We start from the raw sequence: 1,167 nt of genomic DNA, 5'->3' as shown, positions 1-1,167 counted from the left end.
GGGCTGAGCTCAGCCGCGCCGGGCCAGCACCGCGACCAGCACGTCCGGGTCGTCGCTGATCGCACCGTTCGCGCCGGCGTCGACGACGCGGTCGAGCGTCGCGAGGTCGTCGACCGGCCAGGTCATGAGCACCGGGACACGGCGCCGTACCCGCGCGGCCACGTCGGGCGTGACCAGCGAGGCGTGGAGCGAGACGCCGTGCGGCGCGTCGTCGTCGAGCCGGTGCAGGAGGGCCGCCAGCTCACGCCGGTTCCGGGCCGACAGCACGCGGCGCAGCCCCTCGTGCCGGGCCGCGACGCGGTCGACGGCCGGCCAGGTGCGTCCGCAGACCAGGACGTCGTCCACCCGGGCCCGCTCGTGCAGCAGCCGGGCGACCTCGCCGCCGACGTCGTCGGTGCGTCCCTCGAGGTCGAGCATCGCGGTCGCGCCGCGGAGCCCGGCCTGGAGCAGCTCCTCCAGCCCGAGCCGGGGCGCGGACGCCGACGCCAGCTCCCAGCGGTCCCACAGGAACGGCAGCGGGTCGGCCGTGCGCAGGTGGCGCACCTCGAGCTGCCCGTGGTGGGCGTGGACGTCGCACTCGACGACGTCCACCCCGAGCCGGTTGGCGGCGTGCAGGCCGGCCAGCGAGTTGCCGGCCCGGTGCGCCACGGCGAGCACGTCCACCTGCTCATCGCGCCGGGTGGAGGCGTCAGGCGCGGCGCAGCAGGTAGGTGTCCATCACCCAGCCGCGCGCCTGCTTGGCCGCGGCCCGGCGCGACTCGATCTCGCCGGCGACCTCGTCCAGACGTCCGGCGACGAGCTGCTCGTCGGACGAGCCGAGGTTCGCGCCCCACCACACGTGCCACGCCGACGGGTCGGGCAGCCGCCGGCAGGTGAGCCCGCCGTCCAGCATCACGACGAGGTTGTCGCCGTGCTCGGCGTCTCGGAGCAGCCGGCGCCCGGTCGTGATGGTGATGGGGCCGCCGATCGTGTTGAGCACGAGCCGGTGGCGGGCCGCGAGCAGCTGGACGCTGCTCAGCCCGGGCACGACCTCGACCGCGACGTCCACGACGCCGCGGGCCTCGATGCGGTCGCCAGCCGGATCGCCGAGTCGTACAGCGCGGGGTCGCCCCACACGAGCACGCCGCGTCGCCCTCGTTCTCCAGCAGCGCCCGCTCCCAGGCCGCC

General features: G+C 76.3%; 2 protein-coding genes. Both read right to left on the bottom strand.

Features of this window, described 5'->3' with window-relative positions:
* Positions 1-9 precede the first annotated feature (9 nt).
* Positions 10-663 carry a glycerophosphodiester phosphodiesterase gene (locus AC2W7G_RS16835; protein ID WP_485869451.1) on the bottom strand — a complete coding sequence of 218 codons (654 nt, stop codon included), beginning with the start codon at positions 661-663 and terminating at the stop codon, positions 10-12.
* A gap of 25 nt (positions 664-688) precedes the next feature.
* Positions 689-1,048 (bottom strand): SAM-dependent methyltransferase, encoded by a 360-nt coding sequence (locus tag AC2W7G_RS16830; RefSeq protein WP_485869450.1) that lies wholly within the window; start codon positions 1,046-1,048, stop codon positions 689-691.
* Positions 1,049-1,167 lie beyond the last annotated feature (119 nt).

The organism is Aeromicrobium sp. PFPM2_SD2 (assembly GCF_057364525.1).
The sequence above is the reverse complement of the archived record's forward strand: the minus strand, read 5'-3'. Positions and strand labels throughout refer to the sequence as shown.